The organism is Streptomyces pseudoechinosporeus (assembly GCF_054783935.1).
Genome location: NZ_BAAGPS010000005.1, coordinates 295878 through 311131, shown reverse-complemented (window position 1 = coordinate 311131; position 15254 = coordinate 295878). Strand labels below are relative to the sequence as shown.

Genomic DNA, 15254 nt, shown 5'->3' with positions numbered 1-15254 from the left:
CACTGGTGACGACCGCGAGCCGCCCGCGGCTTACTGTTTTGAACGTGACCGAGACGACCCAGACGCAGACGACACCCCCGCGGGGCGGAGCCAAGTCGCGCACTCCTGAGTACCGGCTGGCCGTGGGCGCCCTGCGCGGGCTGCGGCAGGAGCTGTTCCACGACGCGTTCGCCTACCGCCCGCTGCCGCGCATGAGCGTGGACGGCCCGATCACCCGGCGGCTGCCCGGGCGCCTGCGGGAGTACGCGGGGTGGACCCCGCACGCCGTGGTGTTGGCGGGCGGCCTGCTGGCGAGCGCCATAGCCGGCGCCGCGAGCGACGGCGACGCCACCGCGATGATCGCTGCCCTCCTCGCGCTGGTCCCGGTCCTGCTGACGCTGGTCCGGCCCGTCGCCGCCTTCTGGGCGTCCGTCGCGGCGACCCCGGTCGCCGCGGTGTTCCACAACGACGGCTCGGCGGACTTGCCGTGGCCGCCCGGCGCTTTCGCCGTGCACCTGGTGGTGCTCACGGTCGTGGCGCTGCGGACGCGTCCCCGCACGGCCGCGTGGATGTGGGCCCTGACGGCTTGCTACGGAATCCTCGCGGAGTTCGTCTTCGGCTCGGACTACTACTCCTCCAACACCGGCCCGATGCTGTTCATCTCCGCACTGGCCCTCCTGGTCGTCGCCGTCGTCCACATACGCCGTACGGCAGAGCGGCAGGTGATCGCCCAGCAGACGGTGACCGAGCACGAGCGCTCCAAGCGGACCCTGCTCGAAGAGCGCACCACCATCGCCCGCGAGCTGCACGATGTGGTCGCCCACCACATGTCGGTGGTCGCGATCCAGGCGGAGGCCGCGCCCTACCGGGTGGAGAACCCGCCGCCGGAGCTGGAGCACGCGTTCGCGGTGATACGGGAGAACGCGGTGATCGCGCTCTCCGAGCTGCGCCGCGTCCTCGGTGTAGTCCGGGCTGAGGACTACGAGGCCCCCGACGCCCCGCAGCCGACCCTCGCCGACCTGGACGGGCTGCTGACCAATGTGCGCAACGCCGGCCTGACCGTCGAGAAGGTGGTCACCGGAGCCGTCCGTGAACTCCCGCAGGGCATAGAGCTGTCCGCGTACCGAATAGTCCAGGAGGCGCTGAGCAACGCGCTGCGGCATGCGCCGGGTGCCTCGGCCCGCGTGGAGATCGGCTATGTGCTGGGCGGACTCGGGCTGCGGATCGTCAACGGTCCGGCGACCGAGCTGGTGAAGCCCTCGCCCGGTGCCGGGCACGGGATCACGGGGATGCGGGAGCGGGTGACGATGCTGAACGGCGAAATGACGGCGGCCGCGACGGACGACGGGGGGTACGAGGTGACGGTCTTCCTGCCGGTGCCCGTCTCCGACACGGAGACCTCGAGGGACTCGGGAGACTCCGTATGACCATCCGGGTGCTGATCGCCGACGACCAGATGATGGTCCGCGAAGGGTTCTCGGTGCTGCTCGGCGCGATGCCGGACATCGAGGTCGTCGGCGAGGCGGTCAACGGGCGAGATGCGGTGGACCGGGTGCGGGAACTCGTTCCCGACGTGGTCCTGATGGACATCCGTATGCCCGAGCTCAACGGCATCGAGGCGACTCGGGAGATCGTGGCCGCGGACGGCGGCGCCAAGGTGCTGGTGCTGACCACGTTCGATCTCGACGAGTACGTGTACCAGGCGCTCCGGGCAGGGGCGTCGGGCTTCCTCCTGAAGGATGCCTCGGCCCGCCAACTCGCGGACGGTGTAAGGGTGGTGGCGGCCGGCGAGGCCCTCCTCGCGCCCTCCGTCACCAGGCGGTTGATCACGGAGTTCTCGAAACTGTCGGAGGCGCCGCGGCTGTCGGCCACCGCGCGGGCGGCGTACGGCGATCTGACCGAGCGGGAGACGGAGGTACTGGTGCTCATCGCGCAGGGGCTGTCCAACGGCGAGATAGCCGAACGGCTCGTGGTCGCCGAGTCGACGATCAAGACCCATGTGAGCCGGATCCTGGTGAAGCTGGGCCTGCGGGACCGGACGCAGGCGGCGGTGTTCGCGTACGAGGCGAGACTGGTCACGCCGGGGTGAGGGGCGACCGACCCGGTCACTCTTGAGCAGTCCCCGCTTCGACGCCGTCGATGTCGCCCACCGCCTCGACGCCGTCGATGTGTGCCGTCAATGCCTGATAGTGCTCCACCTTCGCGTCCAGAGCGCGCAGGCATTCGGTGAGCTCGGCGATCCGGTCCCGTACGGTCTCCCGGTGCTGGAGCAGCAGGTCCAGGCGGGCCGGCACGCTGGGGTCGCCCTGCCTGCGGAGCTGAGCGAATCGCCGCATGTCGCGGATGGGCATTCCGGTGGTGCGCAGGCGGGTCAGGAAGGCGAGCCACGCCAGGTCCTCGTCACGGAACCGGCGTCGCCCGCCCGGACCGCGGTCCACCCTGTCCAGCAGGCCGATCCGCTCGTAGTAGCGCAGCGTGTGCGCGCTCATTCCGGTGAGATCGGCGGTCTCGGCAATGGTCCGGGTGCCAGTGCCTGTCCCCGTGGTGCCGGTGCCTGATGAAGTCATGTGGCAACGGTAGGAGTCCGGCGGCGCCCGGAGTCAACGGTCAGTGTTCTTCGAAGACTTCTCTCGCCACGGTGACCGCGTTCAGGACCCTCGGGAACCCGGCGTACGACACGGTGTGGATCAGTGTTTCGATCACCTGGGCGGGGCTCAGGCCGAGGTTCAGCGCCGCACCGAGGTGCACGCGCAGTTGTGGAGCGGTGTCGCCGAAGGCCGTCAGGGCGCCGACGGTGACCAGTTGCCGTCGCTGCGGGCTGAGCCAGGGCCGGTAGTAGACGTCGCCGAAGGTGAACTCGACGATGTAGCGGCCCAGGTCGGGGGCGATGTCGTTCAGCGACTCGACCACGTCTAGGCCGTGCTGCCCGTCGATCTCCACCAGCTTCTCGGCGCCGCGTTCGTATCGGTCGCGCGGGTCCTTCATGACGGGCGGTTCGAACGTGACGTCGCGATCGGTGAAGACCTCGCGGGCCACGGCGACCGCGTTCAGCGTCCGGGGGAAGCCCATGAACGGAGCGATCTGGATCAGCGCTTCGATGATCTCGGCGGGGCGCACGCCGACACGAAGTGCCGCATCGATGTGGAAGTCGAGCTGCGGAGCGGTGTCGCCTTGTGCGGCCAGCGCGCCGATCGTCACGAACTGCCGCTGTTTCGGATCGAGTCCCGGACGGGAGTAGATGTCGCCGAAGGCGAACTCGACGATGTAGCGGGCCAGATCCGGCGCGGTGTCCTGGAGCGATTTGATCGTTTCGGCCGCGCGGTCGCCCGCGATCCTGCGCAGCGTGGCGAACCCTCGGGCGTAGCGATCGGACTCCGCGGCTGCGGCCCCGGCCGGTGTAGCGGCTGCCGGTGTCGCGGCGAGGAGCGGGGTGCCGGCCGCGCCGAGCCCCAGGAGGGCGCCGCCGGCGAGTGCGGTGCGGCGACTGGTGACGGACTGCTGCTCTGGTTGCTGCTGTGGATTTGTCATGGGGCGACCGTAGAAATTCGAGCGCGCGCTAAGACAAGGGCTCAGTCCAGAAGTCGGCGGATCTGGCGGGCCGTCGCCCGGCGGGCTAGCGTCCGTACATGGCAGCTCTTTCCGACACCGCGTTCAACCCCTGGGATCCCGGGTTCGTCGCCGATCCCTACCCCGCGTATGCCGAGCTGCGTGCCCGGGGGCGGGTGCACTACTACGAGCCCACCAACCAGTGGCTGGTGCCGCGTCACGCGGATGTGTCGGCGTTGCTGAGGGACCGGCGGCTGGGGCGGACGTATCAGCATCGGTTCACGCATGAGGACTTCGGGCGGACGGCGCCGCCGGCCGAGCACGAGCCGTTTCATGTGCTCAACGACCACGGCATGCTCGATCTGGAGCCGCCGGACCACACGCGGATCCGGCGCCTGGTGTCGAAGGCGTTCACGCCGCGTACGGTCGAAGGGCTGCGCCCGTACGTCCACAAGCTGGCGAACGAGCTGGTCGCGGGCCTCGTCGCGGACGGCGGCGGCGATCTGCTGACGACGGTCGCCGAGCCGCTGCCGGTCGCCGTGATCGCCGAAATGCTGGGCATCCCGGAGTCCGACCGTGCTCCGCTGCGGCCCTGGTCGGCGGACATCTGCGGGATGTACGAGCTGAACCCGTCACAGGAGACGGCGGCGAAGGCGGTGAGGGCGTCGGTCGAATTCACCGAGTATCTGCGGGAGTTGATCGAGGTTCGGCGCAAGGAGCCGGGGGACGATCTGATCTCGGGGCTGATCGCCGCGTACGAGGAGGGGGATCGGCTCAGCGAGCAGGAGATGATCTCCACCTGTGTGCTGCTCCTCAACGCGGGGCACGAGGCGACGGTGAACGCCACGGTCAACGGCTGGTGGGCGCTGTTCCGCAACCCCGATCAGCTGGCCGCTCTCCGTGCCGACCGCGGACTGTTGTCCACAGCTGTGGAAGAACTGATGCGCTACGACACCCCGCTCCAGCTTTTCGAGCGCTGGGTGCTGGACGAGATCGAGATCGACGGCACGGTGATTCCGCGGGGGAGCGAGGTGGCGATGCTCTTCGGTTCCGCCAACCATGACCCGGCGGTCTTCGCGCGGCCCGAGCGGCTCGACCTCGCCCGCGCGGAGAACCCGCACATCTCGTTCAGCGCGGGGATCCACTACTGCATCGGCGCGCCCCTGGCCCGGATCGAACTGGCCGCGTCCCTGGGCGCGTTGCTCGACCGGGCACCGACACTCCGCCTGGCCGCCGAGCCGGAGCGCAAACCGAACTTCGTCATCCGCGGCCTGAAGGAGCTACTCGTGGAGCTCTGATGCCGTGTCCGTGGCGGCGGCGGCCGTGGCCCGGCGCCGCCTGCGCAACACACGTATCAGCAGCGCACAGGCGAGCGCGGGGAGGGCGGCTCCGGCTGCCACGACGAGCGGCAGCTCGGTGAGCAGCACGCTGTAGTCCGTGCCCTCGCCCTCGAAACCGCCGCCCATATGCCGTTGCGTACGTTCCGATGAGGCCCAGACCAGCGCCGCCACCGAGGCCCCGGCCACCGCCAGGACACATCCCCCACAGGACGCCGCGCTTTCCCCTCGCTCCATGCCCGCAAGAGACGCGCCTGGCCCACCAGGGGTTCCCGGCGGGCCACGGCGCCTTGCGCCGACCGGCAGGCCCGGAAGGCGCCGCTACTTCGTCTCCAGGTCCCTTCGCCGGAAGCCCTCCAGGCCCAGCCACACCAGGGCCGCCGCGATCAGGGTGAGGAGCACCAGCGGGGTCCAGCTCAGGTCCGCGGCCGGCAACTGCGGAACGTGGCCGAGGGGGGAGAGGTTGTTCATCCAGTCCGGGAACTGCAGGATCTGGCCCAGGTAGCCGACGACGAACGCATACACCGGAACGATCCAGGCCGCCGCGCTCGCGCGCGGGAACCAGCCGAAGAACACGACCGCGACCCCGACGGCGACCCACAGCGCCGGCGCGTACGCCAGCGCCGCGCCGACCAGCTTCAGGAACAGCCCGCCGTCACCGGTCGAGGCCGCTCCCGAGATGCCGAAGCCGAGCCCGGCCAGGAGCAGCAGGACGGTACCGCCGGTCATGGCCACGGCCAGGTGGCTGCCCACCCAGCGCGTACGGGACAGCCCGGTCGCGAGGAGCGGTTCGGCCCGGCCCGAGGTCTCCTCGGCGCGCGGCCGCAGCGCCGCCATCACCACGTACACCACGGCGACGACCGTGATGATCACCATGACCATCGAGGCGAAGGACTCGGCGATGGTGGCGCCGCCGATCTCCTGCAGAGCTTCCTGGATCTGGTCGATGTCCTGCAGCATGTCCTCGGCGTCGCCCAGGATCGACCCGTACATCATGCCCATCAGGAAGAGACCCGCTCCGAAGCCGATGAGCATGCCACGGTGCAGCCGCAGCGCGAAGCCGAACGGCCGGCCCAGCGCCTCGGAGGCGACCGGGCTGCCGAGCCGGGTCGCCCGCAGGCCCGCGCCCACGTCCCGCCTGGTGGAGAGCACGAAGCCCGCGGCCGCGCAGAGCACGGCGAGCGCCAGGCAGAGCAGCAGCGGCCACCAGCGGTTGTCGACGTAGACGTACGTACGCTGCACCCAGCCGATCGGCGACAGCCAGGACAGCGCGCCATTGCTGCCCACGTCACCGGCGGCGCGCAGGACGTACGCGATGCCGATGACCGCGAGCGCCATGCCGGAGGCGCCGCGCGAGTGCGCGGTGATCTGCACGGTGATCGCGGCGACGGCGGCGAACACGATGCCCACGGCCGCGTGGTCGAAGCCGTAGAGCAGCGAGCCGCTGAGGTCGATGCCGTCGATGCCCATGCCGCTGAGGCCGAAGGCCAGCAGCAGGGCGAGTACGAGGTTGGCGAGGGCCGCAACGGCCAGCGCGGCCGCCAAGTGGGCATGTCGGCCGACGACGGTGGAACGCACCAGCTCGGCGCGGTTCGTCTCCTCCTCGGTGCGGGTGTGCCGGGTGATGATCAGGACGCTCATCAGGCCGACGAGCACGGCCATGAAGCCGAGCATCTGGTGGCCCAGCATCGAGCCGAAGTTGTAGTCGTCGAGGTAGTGCTGCGGTCCGGACATGGCGAGTCCGGCCGGGCTGTCCATGGTCTCGACGACGTTGGCGCGGTCCTTCGGGTCGGCGTACAGCTCCTTGTAGTTGCTGGCCGTCGCGAGCGTGCCGAGGAACAGCGCGAGGATCCACACGGGGAGCCGGACGCGGTCCCGGCGCAGGTTGAATCGGATCAGTGTGCGGGTTCCGGCCAGTGTGTTGCCGCCCGCTGCGGCGCCGGCGGGTGCGGGCGCCTTGGTGGTGGCGGTTGCGGTGGTCATCGGACGACTCCGTCACTTGCGGCAGTGGACTTGCCCTTGCCATCACCGTGCCCGCTGCCGTTGCCGTGCCCGTTGGCGGAGAGCTCGTCGCCGTAGTGGCGCAGCATGAGCTCTTCGAGCGTCGGCGGGTGGCTGACCAGGCTGCGGATGCCGAACTCGGTCAGCTTGCGGACCGCGCCGTCGAGCCGGCCGCCGTCGACGGCGAACCGCACCCTGCCCTCGTCCGTCCGCAGGTCGTGGATGCCCGGCAGCCCCTCAAGGCCGGTGGCCGGGGTCTCGGTCTCGGCCTCGATCGTCGTACGGGTCAGGTGCCGCATCTCGCTGAGCGTGCCCGACTGCACGATCTTCCCGAGCCGGATGATGCTCACGCGGTCGGCGAGCTTCTCCACCTGGGCCAGGATGTGGCTGGACAGCAGGACGGTCTTGCCCGCGGCCTTCGCCTCGAAGATGACGTCCTGGAAGACCACCTCCATGAGCGGGTCGAGGCCCGCGGTCGGCTCGTCGAGCAACAGGAGTTCGGCGTCGGAGGCGAGCGCGGCAACGATGGCGACCTTCTGCCGGTTGCCCTTCGAGTACGCGCGCCCCTTCTTGGTCGGGTCGAGGTCGAAGCGCTCGATGAGCTCGTCCCGGCGCTGCCGGTTGATTCCCGCCCGTCGCCCGCCACCACCCTTCTGCGGAAGGCGCTTCGCGCCCCTGTCTTCGCGGAGCCGCGAGAGCAGATCGATGGCCTCGCCGCCGGTGAGGTTGGGCCACAGCTCGACATCGCCGGGAACGTAGGCGAGATGCCGGTGCAGTTCCACCGCGTCGGTCCATGGATCGCGGCCCAGCAGCTGGGCCGCGCCCGCGTCGGCGCGCAGCAGGCCCAGCAGGACGCGGATGGTGGTGGACTTCCCGGCGCCGTTCGGGCCGAGGAAGCCGTGGACTTCGCCGGTCTCGACGTCCAGGTCGAGGCCGTCCAGCGCGTGTGTCCTGCCGAACGACTTGTGCAGTCCGGAGACGGTGATTGCCTTCGTCATGATTTTGAATCTACGCTAGTTTCACAAACTTGTGAAGTTAAGGAAGCGTTAAAACGGCGGATAGACTCGACGGTGCGCGCGGTGAGCAGGGGAGAGGATCCAGGGATGACGGAACCGAGTGAGTTGGGACGGGACCCGGAGGCGGTCTCGAAGTTCGTCGAGAGCTTCGCCGCGCAGCTGGTCGAGGCCGGAATGCAGCGCATGGCGGCCCGGGTGTTCGCGGCGCTGCTCGCCTCCGACTCCGGGGCGATGACCTCCGTCGAACTCGGCGAGCAACTGCAGATCAGCCCGGCCGCCGTCTCCGGAGCGGTGCGCTACCTCGCGCAGCAGCACATGGTCTCCCGCGAGCGTGACCCCGGCTCCCGGCGCGAGCGGTACCGGGTGCACAGCAATCAGTGGTACGAGGCGGTGACCAACCGGGACGCGGTGCTCAAGCGCTGGGAGTACACCCTGCGGGAGGGCGTCGACGGTCTCGGCCCCGAGACCCCCGCTGGCCGTCGGCTCGCCGAGACCCTGGCCTTCTTCGAGTTCCTCGAGGGCGAGCTGCAGGCCCTGATGGACCGCTGGCGTGTGGAGCGGGACAGACTGTTCGGCTAGCGTTCCCTGGTCCGCGACGCCCATGTTGGCCGACCGAAAAGATCGCCAAGATGACCATTGCGACGCCGGAATCCTGCTGGATGATTGAGTCAGCTCACAGGTCTGGGCGTTAAATACTTGTCAAATAGACCTTTAGAACGAACGTCTGCGTTAACTCTCCTTCCGTACGCCTTCTTTCCATGGACCCCGTCGGCCACCCCCTCGTACGGTCGCCGCCATGAGCACCTACACCGCGACTCTCGGCGGCCGGAGCCATCAGTTCGGCGATCTGCCCCGGCTGCTTGCCGCCGCGAGCCCCGAGCGCTCCGGCGACCGGCTCGCCGGGCTCGCCGCCGAGTCGGCGCAGGCGCGGGTCGCGGCGCGGTGGGCGCTCGCGGAGGTGCCGCTCGCGCGGTTCCTCGCCGAGCCGGTGATCCCGTACGAGAGCGACGACGTGACGCGCCTCATCGTCGACACGCACGACGCGGCGGCCTTCGCGCCGGTGTCGTCGCTCACGGTCGGGGAGTTCCGTGAGTGGCTGCTGTCCGAGGCGGCGGACGCGGCGGCGCTGACCGCGCTGGCGCCCGGACTGACGCCCGAGATGGTGGCCGCCGTCTCCAAGCTGATGGGCAACGCCGACCTGGTCGCCGTCGCCCGCAAGGCGCACGTCGTCACCGCCTTCCGCTCCACGATCGGCCTGCCCGGCCGCCTCGCCACCCGCCTCCAGCCCAACCACCCCACGGACGACCCGGCGGGAGTGGCGGCCGCCCTGCTGGACGGCCTGCTGCTCGGCTCCGGCGACGCGGTCATCGGCATCAACCCGGCCACGGACAGCCCCAAGGCCGTACGGGACCTGCTGGAACTGCTGGACGGCGTGATCCAGCGGTACGCGATCCCGACCCAGTCCTGCGTCCTCAGCCATGTCACGACAAGCATCGACCTGATGTCGCGTGGCGCTCCCGTGGACCTCGTTTTCCAGTCCATCGCGGGTACGCAGGCCGCGAACGCCTCCTTCGGCGTCACGCTGAGCCTGCTGGACGAGGCGCATGAGGCCGCGGCTTCACTGGACCGGGGCACGGTGGGCTCGAACGCCCTGTACTTCGAGACCGGCCAGGGCAGCGCACTGTCCGCCGACGCGCACCACGGGGTGGACCAGCAGACGGTGGAGGCCCGCGCGTACGCGGTCGCTCGCCGCTACGACCCTCTCCTGGTCAACACGGTGGTGGGTTTCATCGGCCCGGAGTACCTCTACGACGGCCGCCAGATCCTCCGGGCGGCCCTGGAGGACCACTTCTGCGGCAAGTTGCTGGGCCTGCCGATGGGCCTGGACATCTGCTACACGAACCACGCCGACGCGGACGACGACGACATCGCCACGATGCTGACGATGCTGGGCGTGGCGGGCGCTTCGTTCGTGATCTGCACGCCGGGCGGCGACGACATCATGCTCAACTACCAATCGGCCTCGTACCACGACGCGTTGTACCTCCGGCAGGTACTGGGCCTGCGTCCCGCCCCGGAGTTCGAGGCGTGGCTGGACAGGATCGGGCTGCTGGACGAGCGGGGCGGGATACGGGATGTCACGGGTACGGGGCATCCGCTGACGGCGATCGGGAGGGAACTGGCGGCATGACGGATATGGCGGATCGTCAACTGGCAACGGCCGTACGGGCCTTGGTGGCACCCGAGTCCCCCGATGCCGCGCTGTGGGCCACCCTTCGCCGGCACACCCAGGCGCGGATCGGGCTGGGCCGGGCGGGGTCCGGGCTGCCGACCCGGCACCGGCTGGAACTCCAGGCCGCGCATGCCGCCGCGCGGGACGCGGTGCACTCGCCGTTCGAGCCGGACGTGGTCGCGGCGGGGCTTGCGGGGACGGGGCTGGCGACCGTGCGGGTGCGGAGCGCGGCTGCGGACCGGCTTACGTATCTTCAGCGGCCGGATCTGGGGCGGCGGCTGGAGGACACGGACCGGGCCCACCTTCCCGTGGGGGAGTGGGACGTGGTCTTCGTCGTCGCCGACGGACTGTCCAGCCGGGCCGTCCACGAGCATGCGGCGCCGGTGGTGCGCGAGACGATGACACGGCTCAAGGGGTGGCGGATCGCGCCGGTCGTCCTGGCCGAACAGGCCCGGGTCGCCCTCGGCGACGACATCGCCCATGCCATGGGCGCGACGATGACGGTGGTCCTGGTCGGCGAACGCCCGGGCATGTCCGCGGCGGACTCGCTGGGCGCGTACCTCACGTACGCCCCGACCCCGGGCACGACGACGGACGCGGACCGCAACTGCCTGTCCAACATCCGCCCACCCCTGGGCCTGACCTACGAGACGGCTGCCGCCAAGCTGGCATCCCTGATGCACCGGGCCCGTGAGCTGCGGCTCACCGGGGTGGGGCTGAAGGACGAGTCGGATGCGCTGCCGGCGTAGTGGGCGGGAATGAAAGACCAGGCGTCACCCCGTGGTCACCCCGGCAACGTAAGCCCCCAGGCCCCCTCCCGGACCGTCCAGGTCCGAGTTCGTACCGGCCCGCTGACCACCGTGTCCGCGCGGTAGCGGAAATGCGCCCCCGACACGGTGATGATCCGGGCGACAGCCTCCAGCGGCGCGGCCTCCGCCCCCACCGACGCAGGCCGGACCTCGACCCGCGCACCAGAACCGCCGGGCGTGACCGACACCGCCTCCACCGGCTGGTCGAGGTCGACGAGGGTGACGCCGTCGACCTCGACCCGCAGCCGGGACGGCCCGGGCGCCGACACCACCCGCGCGGGCCGCGCCGTCAGGGTCCGTACGAGCGACTGGCACGTCCGCAGCCAGGGATGCGAGGACGACTCCTCGGCAGACATCGGGGCGGCGCCCGGATGACCCGTCACCGGCGGAATCCGCAGATCCCCCAGCACCACCCCGTCGCTGTCGTCGGCGAGCAGATCCAGCCTCCGCTCGACCCCGTCGAGCACAGCCCGCGCGGCGGCGACGGCACCGGTGGGCACCCCCAGCGACCGTACGAGCGACAGCGCACTCCCCACCGGCACCACCGACAGCGCACATCCGGCCAGTTCCCGCTGCCGGTGCAAAAGGGACACCGCCCGCAGGAACGCCCGGTCGTCCCCCACGACGACCGGTCGCCGGGACCCGCGTCGGGTCAGTGCCCGGGCGAATTCCTCGGGCCCGTCGGGGAGGCACAGTTTCACGGTCGCACCCGCGCTGAGCACGTCTTTCGCGATCCGTACCGACTCACCGTCATTGCGACGGGCGACCGGGTCGATGACCACCAGGAGCTGGTCGGAAGCCGCCACCTCGGTCATGCCTCGCTTCCTCGGGTAGCATCTTTGTGCAAGAGCCCCTTGCGCTATTGCGCCAGGGGCTTCGTCTATTCCGGGGCATCCGGTCCGACGGGTCGCGGCCAACGAAGGTCGCCGGTGTACGCGGCACAAGCTGTGCAGCGTACGCCCCTGATGTTGGACATGCCCCACCCGGAAGGGGTGTACGCCTGTGCCCGCACTTGTGCTGCTCGGTGCTCAGTGGGGTGACGAAGGCAAGGGAAAGGCCACCGACCTGCTCGGTGGATCCGTGGACTATGTGGTGCGCTACCAGGGCGGCAACAACGCCGGCCACACGGTGGTCGTGGGCGATCAGAAGTACGCCCTGCACCTCCTCCCTTCCGGAATCCTCTCGCCTGAATGCACGCCGGTCATTGGTAACGGTGTCGTCGTCGACCCGTCGGTCCTGCTCTCCGAGCTGAGCGGTCTGAACGAGCGCGGCGTCGACACGTCCAAGCTGCTGCTCAGCGGAAACGCTCACATCATCACGCCGTACAACGTCACCGTCGACAAGGTGACGGAACGCTTCCTCGGGAAGCGGAAGATCGGCACGACCGGCCGCGGCATCGGACCGACGTACGCGGACAAGATCAACCGTGTCGGCATCCGGGTCCAGGACCTGTACGACGAGTCGATCCTGACCCAGAAGGTCGAGGCGGCCCTCGACGTCAAGAACCAGATCCTGACCAAGCTGTACAACCGCCGCGCGATCGCCGTGGACCAGGTCGTCGAGGAACTGCTGGGCTACGCCGCGCAGATCGAGCCGTACGTCGCCGACACGGTCCTGGTCCTCAACCAGGCCCTCGACGACAACAAGGTCGTCCTCTTCGAGGGCGGCCAGGGCACGCTCCTGGACATCGACCACGGCACGTACCCCTTCGTCACCTCGTCGAACCCGACCGCGGGCGGCGCCTGCACCGGTGCGGGCGTGGGCCCGACGAAGATCAGCCGGGTCATCGGCATCCTGAAGGCCTACACGACCCGGGTCGGCGCGGGCCCCTTCCCCACCGAACTCTTCGACGAGGACGGCGAGGCCCTGCGCCGCATCGGCCACGAGCGCGGTGTCACCACCGGCCGCGACCGCCGCTGCGGCTGGTTCGACGCGGTCATCGCCCGTTACGCGACCCGCGTCAACGGCCTCACCGACTTCTTCCTCACCAAGCTCGACGTCCTGACCGGCTGGGAGGAGATCCCGGTCTGCGTGGCGTACGAGATCGACGGCAAGCGAGTGGAGGAACTCCCCTACTCCCAGACCGACTTCCACCACGCGAAGCCGGTCTACGAGATGCTCCCTGGCTGGTCCGAGGACATCAGCAAGGCCAAGACCTTCGCCGACCTTCCCAAGAACGCCCAGGACTACGTCAAGGCGCTGGAGGAGATGTCGGGGGCGCCGATCTCGGCGATCGGTGTGGGACCGGGCCGCGACGAGACGATCGAGATCAACTCGTTCCTCTGATACGGACCGAAAAGAGGGGCGCCCGGACTGGGCGCCCCTCTCCGCGTTGTCCTCGCTGTCAGCCGTCCTCGGGCTCCTTTGGGGCTTGGAATCCGGCGGTGTCGAGCATGCAGTCGAACGGTGCGGGGATGTGGAGCTTCTCGCCGAAGTCCTTGGTGAAGCGGCCCTCGTACCCCTTGGCGGAGGGACCCCACAGGACGGTGGCCTGCTCCTCCTGCATGTCAAGGATCAGGTAGACGGGGACGCCTGCCTTCCCGTAGGTCTCGACCTTGTCGGTGAGGTCGTCGTCCCGTGTGGAGGATGACGTCAGCTCTGCGACGAAGGAGAGGCTTTCGCCGTCCAGGCGGTTGCTGGCGGTCTGATGGGTGCGACTGTCGGCGGCATGGATGTCGGGGCCGTAGGCGCGCTCAGAGCCCGGAAATACGTATAGAAACGGGCCATAACTGATCCGGTGCCCTTCCGGAAGGTGTGGCCGAAGCTGCTCACACACCAGCTCCATGATGTTGAGGTAGTACCCCTTCGACCACGGTGACAAGACGATGTTCCCCTTGATGATCTCGGCCTTGTAGCCGTCGGGCACGTGCAGCTCGTCGAGGGCGTCCAGCATGCCCTCGAAGCTGGGGGGCTCGGTGCCGCTTATCGTCGGTCGTTCCAGCATCACCGTCAGGATGCGCCTTTCTTGCGAAGCGGGCCATTCGCTACTCAGCGTATCCAAGCGTGTACGGGCTTTCGCTCGGCTTTCCGAACCGGTGAGCAGACAGTCACACGTCCCGGTGACCGAACTGGACCCCACCTGCGTGGCGGCGTACAACTGCGGCAACAGGGCCTCCTGGCGCGCGAGTTGGTCGATACCTCGGGCTGCCGGGAGTCCCTGTTCTCATGCCTGCGGCCGGTAGCGATCACCCGGTCGCGGCTCCCGCCGCCCGCACAGAGGACAGTGAATGATCTCCAACTCCCGTCTCACGGTGTGGGCCTTGGCCGGCGCCGTGCTGGGCCTGGCCGTCGGCGTCACCGCGGTGGCGAACCCGACCCGGGAACCGAATTCGCCCGGGAACACGATCTCGGTCAGCTCGTCCCAGGAGTTGGCCGATGCTCTCGCTGACGCCAAGCCGGGTGACACCATCCAGCTGGCGGCCGGAGACTACAGCGGATCCTTCGCCGCCACCGTGAAGGGAACCGAGCGGGAACCCATCACGCTGAGCGGAACACCCCAGTCCGTACTCTCCAACAGCGGCGGATACGGTCTGCGTCTCGACGGCGCGGCCCACTGGAATCTCACCGGTTTCTCGGTGGCCGAGGCCAAAAAGGGCATCGTGCTCGACAGTTCCAATCGTGTCGTTATCGATGACGTGGAAGTGTCCCGAATCGATGAGGAGGCCGTTCACTTCCGGAAGTCCAGCTCGGACAACGTCATTCAGGATTCGCGGATCCATGACACCGGGCTGAAGAAGCCGCAGTTCGGCGAAGGTATCTACTTCGGCTCGGCGCAGAGTAACTGGGAAAAGTACGGTGAGGACAAAGGCCCCGATCGCAGTAACCGTAACCAGGCGCTGAACAACAAGCTGGGGCCGGGCATCACCGCCGAGCATATCGACATCAAGGAGGGTACCGAGGACGGTGTTGTCAGGGGAAATACCTTCGACGGGCAGGGTGTTTCTGGTAAGAATTCCGCGGACTCCTGGCTGGATGTCAAGGGCAACGGCTATCTGATCGAAGCCAACACCGGTACGTTCGGCGGCGATGGTGCGCTGGTCGACGGCTACCAAACGAACGTGATCGTGAACGGATGGGGTTGCGGGAATGTGTTCCGGGCCAATGACTCGAACCTCGGCGGCGCTGAAGGTTATGCGATCAAGGTGGTCGATCAGGATGAATGCGGTTCGGTGCCGAACGTGGTGTACCGGGACAATAAAGTCCGATATGCGGGTCGCGGTCTGACCAATATTGAAGTTACCGACTGAATTCGTGTCGGCGGGCAGCGATTGCGATTTCCTGGCTCGCTGCGTAGAGCTGGCGGACGCTCGTTCTATTGAACGGGTGAACGGTC

At 68.9% G+C, this 15254-nt stretch carries 15 protein-coding genes; 8 read left to right on the top strand and 7 right to left on the bottom strand.

Annotated features, from left to right (window positions below; all coding sequences use genetic code 11):
• Positions 1–44 precede the first annotated feature (44 nt).
• Together ACYVO6_RS08050 and ACYVO6_RS08045 are read left to right on the top strand one after the other, a co-directional pair.
• Complete coding sequence (locus ACYVO6_RS08050) at positions 45–1406, top strand: sensor histidine kinase (RefSeq protein WP_461058742.1); 1362 nt, start codon at positions 45–47, stop codon at positions 1404–1406.
• Positions 1403–2068 carry a response regulator gene (locus tag ACYVO6_RS08045; RefSeq protein ID WP_461058740.1) on the top strand — a complete coding sequence of 222 codons (666 nt, stop codon included), beginning with the start codon at positions 1403–1405 and terminating at the stop codon, positions 2066–2068. The genes ACYVO6_RS08050 and ACYVO6_RS08045 overlap by 4 nt, the downstream gene beginning before the upstream one ends.
• 16 nt (positions 2069–2084) lie before the next feature.
• Here ACYVO6_RS08045 and ACYVO6_RS08040 read toward each other — a convergent pair whose 3' ends face one another.
• Together ACYVO6_RS08040 and ACYVO6_RS08035 are read right to left on the bottom strand one after the other, a co-directional pair.
• Positions 2085–2546, bottom strand: a complete 462-nt coding sequence (locus ACYVO6_RS08040; protein ID WP_461058737.1) for a MerR family transcriptional regulator — start codon at positions 2544–2546, stop codon at positions 2085–2087.
• A gap of 40 nt (positions 2547–2586) precedes the next feature.
• Positions 2587–3507, bottom strand: a complete 921-nt coding sequence (locus ACYVO6_RS08035; protein ID WP_461058735.1) for a carboxymuconolactone decarboxylase family protein — start codon at positions 3505–3507, stop codon at positions 2587–2589.
• Between the two features lie 98 nt (positions 3508–3605).
• Between ACYVO6_RS08035 and ACYVO6_RS08030 the strand changes: the two genes are divergently transcribed.
• Positions 3606–4823, top strand: a complete 1218-nt coding sequence (locus tag ACYVO6_RS08030) for a cytochrome P450 (protein WP_461058733.1) — start codon at positions 3606–3608, stop codon at positions 4821–4823.
• Here ACYVO6_RS08030 and ACYVO6_RS08025 read toward each other — a convergent pair.
• From ACYVO6_RS08025 to ACYVO6_RS08015, 3 genes are all read right to left on the bottom strand, one after another.
• Positions 4806–5099: a hypothetical protein gene (locus tag ACYVO6_RS08025; protein ID WP_461058731.1), complete on the bottom strand. Its 294-nt coding sequence runs from the start codon at positions 5097–5099 to the stop codon at positions 4806–4808. The two genes, ACYVO6_RS08030 and ACYVO6_RS08025, sit on opposite strands and share 18 nt — an antisense overlap.
• 84 nt (positions 5100–5183) lie before the next feature.
• Positions 5184–6845 carry an ABC transporter permease gene (locus ACYVO6_RS08020; protein ID WP_461058729.1) on the bottom strand — a complete coding sequence of 554 codons (1662 nt, stop codon included), beginning with the start codon at positions 6843–6845 and terminating at the stop codon, positions 5184–5186.
• Positions 6842–7861 (bottom strand): ABC transporter ATP-binding protein, encoded by a 1020-nt coding sequence (locus tag ACYVO6_RS08015; protein WP_461058727.1) that lies wholly within the window; start codon positions 7859–7861, stop codon positions 6842–6844. The genes ACYVO6_RS08020 and ACYVO6_RS08015 overlap by 4 nt, the downstream gene beginning before the upstream one ends.
• Positions 7862–7966: 105 nt before the next feature.
• Between ACYVO6_RS08015 and ACYVO6_RS08010 the strand changes: the two genes are divergently transcribed.
• The 3 genes from ACYVO6_RS08010 to eutC all read left to right on the top strand — a co-directional run bounded on the left by ACYVO6_RS08010 (position 7967) and on the right by eutC (position 10861).
• On the top strand, positions 7967–8458 hold the full coding sequence (locus ACYVO6_RS08010) for a GbsR/MarR family transcriptional regulator (protein ID WP_461058725.1): 492 nt from the start codon (positions 7967–7969) through the stop codon (positions 8456–8458).
• Positions 8459–8675: 217 nt separating this feature from the next.
• Positions 8676–10070 carry an ethanolamine ammonia-lyase subunit EutB gene (locus ACYVO6_RS08005; protein ID WP_461058723.1) on the top strand — a complete coding sequence of 465 codons (1395 nt, stop codon included), beginning with the start codon at positions 8676–8678 and terminating at the stop codon, positions 10068–10070.
• Between the two features lie 5 nt (positions 10071–10075).
• Positions 10076–10861 (top strand): ethanolamine ammonia-lyase subunit EutC, encoded by a 786-nt coding sequence (eutC, locus tag ACYVO6_RS08000; protein WP_461059331.1) that lies wholly within the window; start codon positions 10076–10078, stop codon positions 10859–10861.
• 35 nt (positions 10862–10896) lie between these two features.
• Here the strand turns inward: eutC and ACYVO6_RS07995 are convergent, their stop codons facing one another.
• On the bottom strand, positions 10897–11736 hold the full coding sequence (locus ACYVO6_RS07995; protein ID WP_461058721.1) for a diacylglycerol kinase family protein: 840 nt from the start codon (positions 11734–11736) through the stop codon (positions 10897–10899).
• Positions 11737–11923: 187 nt separating this feature from the next.
• On the opposite strand from ACYVO6_RS07995, the gene ACYVO6_RS07990 reads away from it, so the two are divergent.
• Positions 11924–13207, top strand: coding sequence for an adenylosuccinate synthase (locus ACYVO6_RS07990; protein ID WP_461058719.1), 1284 nt, complete (start codon positions 11924–11926; stop codon positions 13205–13207).
• Positions 13208–13265: 58 nt separating this feature from the next.
• Here ACYVO6_RS07990 and ACYVO6_RS07985 read toward each other — a convergent pair whose 3' ends face one another.
• On the bottom strand, positions 13266–13865 hold the full coding sequence (locus tag ACYVO6_RS07985; RefSeq protein ID WP_461058717.1) for a Uma2 family endonuclease: 600 nt from the start codon (positions 13863–13865) through the stop codon (positions 13266–13268).
• A gap of 283 nt (positions 13866–14148) precedes the next feature.
• On the opposite strand from ACYVO6_RS07985, the gene ACYVO6_RS07980 reads away from it, so the two are divergent.
• Entirely contained in the window at positions 14149–15168 is a 1020-nt protein-coding gene (locus ACYVO6_RS07980) for a right-handed parallel beta-helix repeat-containing protein (protein ID WP_461058715.1), read from the top strand.
• The last annotated feature ends 86 nt before the right edge of the window (positions 15169–15254 follow it).

Excerpts from the sequence above, each read along its gene's own strand:
- ACYVO6_RS08045 (WP_461058740.1), top strand. The coding sequence starts at position 1,403 with ATGACCATCCGGGTGCTGATCGCCGACGACCAGATGATGGTCCGCGAA.
- ACYVO6_RS08040 (WP_461058737.1), bottom strand. The coding sequence starts at position 2,546 with ATGACTTCATCAGGCACCGGCACCACGGGGACAGGCACTGGCACCCGG.
- ACYVO6_RS08035 (WP_461058735.1), bottom strand. The coding sequence starts at position 3,507 with ATGACAAATCCACAGCAGCAACCAGAGCAGCAGTCCGTCACCAGTCGC.
- ACYVO6_RS08030 (WP_461058733.1), top strand. The coding sequence starts at position 3,606 with ATGGCAGCTCTTTCCGACACCGCGTTCAACCCCTGGGATCCCGGGTTC.
- ACYVO6_RS08025 (WP_461058731.1), bottom strand. The coding sequence starts at position 5,099 with ATGGAGCGAGGGGAAAGCGCGGCGTCCTGTGGGGGATGTGTCCTGGCG.
- ACYVO6_RS08020 (WP_461058729.1), bottom strand. The coding sequence starts at position 6,845 with ATGACCACCGCAACCGCCACCACCAAGGCGCCCGCACCCGCCGGCGCC.
- ACYVO6_RS08015 (WP_461058727.1), bottom strand. The coding sequence starts at position 7,861 with ATGACGAAGGCAATCACCGTCTCCGGACTGCACAAGTCGTTCGGCAGG.
- ACYVO6_RS08010 (WP_461058725.1), top strand. The coding sequence starts at position 7,967 with ATGACGGAACCGAGTGAGTTGGGACGGGACCCGGAGGCGGTCTCGAAG.
- ACYVO6_RS08005 (WP_461058723.1), top strand. The coding sequence starts at position 8,676 with ATGAGCACCTACACCGCGACTCTCGGCGGCCGGAGCCATCAGTTCGGC.
- eutC (WP_461059331.1), top strand. The coding sequence starts at position 10,076 with ATGGCGGATCGTCAACTGGCAACGGCCGTACGGGCCTTGGTGGCACCC.
- ACYVO6_RS07995 (WP_461058721.1), bottom strand. The coding sequence starts at position 11,736 with ATGACCGAGGTGGCGGCTTCCGACCAGCTCCTGGTGGTCATCGACCCG.
- ACYVO6_RS07985 (WP_461058717.1), bottom strand. The coding sequence starts at position 13,865 with ATGCTGGAACGACCGACGATAAGCGGCACCGAGCCCCCCAGCTTCGAG.
- ACYVO6_RS07980 (WP_461058715.1), top strand. The coding sequence starts at position 14,149 with ATGATCTCCAACTCCCGTCTCACGGTGTGGGCCTTGGCCGGCGCCGTG.